At 69.8% G+C, this 883-nt stretch carries 2 protein-coding genes; both read right to left on the bottom strand.

Annotated features, from left to right (window positions below; all coding sequences use genetic code 11):
* Positions 1–396, bottom strand: a 396-nt coding sequence (locus tag D450_RS0129040; RefSeq protein ID WP_017542129.1) for a protease inhibitor I9 family protein, incomplete at its 3' end; no start/stop codon positions are given.
* A gap of 312 nt (positions 397–708) precedes the next feature.
* A complete protein-coding gene (locus D450_RS33590; RefSeq protein ID WP_275041916.1) occupies positions 709–876 on the bottom strand; it encodes a hypothetical protein in 168 nt (55 codons plus the stop codon).
* Positions 877–883: the final 7 nt, after the last annotated feature.

The following is an 883-nucleotide window of genomic DNA, read 5'->3' as shown; positions in this document are numbered from 1 at the left end:
GTCGAGCGGCAGGTCCGCCTGGTCGATCCGGTCGAGGCCCCAGGGGACGAAAGCCTCGGCCTGACCGGCCTGCTCGATGTAGGCGACGTCGGGGTCGGAGCGGACCTCCGCCAGCTCGGTGCCGGTCAGCTCGGCGGAGTAGCCGTCGAACACCTCGGAGAAGGTGTGCTCCACGTCGGTGGAGGCGATGCCGAACCGGTCGCTGTTCTGCTGGGTGGCCTGGGAGCCGTCCTTGAGGACGACGATCCACTCGCCGGCGACGGCATCGGAGCTGGAGTAGAGGGGGGCGAGCTCGTCGGCGGCGGCCGCGGTGCCGCCGAGAAGCGCCGCGGGGACCGCGAGCAGGCTCGCCGTGGCGACGCCGACCGCGGTGCGCTTCATGGACACGTGCTTCACGTACTCCTCCTTGTGGGAGCTTTCGGTGCGTCTCGGGTTTCGAGGCGCGGCCGGGACATTAGTCGTGAATGCATCGCAGGCAACAGGGTCTTCACGTTCGGTTACATCGTTCGGAAAACGGGGTGAACGGTATACGCCGTGTGCACCCTGCGGTGCGATCGGGTGTCAAGGTGTCCAAGTGGCAGGATGCGGCCACCTCGTCGGGTAAACCGTGAAGCGAATGTCGCGTCGAGTGATCACCGTGGTGCCCCTGGGAATGACGGGGCGCCGCCCCCGCGGACGGGGACGGCGCCGGGACGAGGGCCGGAACGGTTACAGGTCCTCGACGTTGAGCAGCAGGTTCGGGGTCCACCAGGGAACGCCGGTGAGCGTTCCGGAGCTCCCCTCGGCCAGCAGCCGGTCCTGCACCGCCTGCGGGGAGGAGCCGGGCGCGTCCTGCAGCACGAGCGCGCCGGCGCCGGCCACGTGCGGGCTGGCCATCGAGGTG

Origin of the sequence: Nocardiopsis halophila DSM 44494, from assembly GCF_000341245.1 — a bacterium.
In the GTDB taxonomy this organism is placed as follows: domain Bacteria; phylum Actinomycetota; class Actinomycetes; order Streptosporangiales; family Streptosporangiaceae; genus Nocardiopsis_A; species Nocardiopsis_A halophila.
The sequence above is the reverse complement of the archived record's forward strand: the minus strand, read 5'-3'. Positions and strand labels throughout refer to the sequence as shown.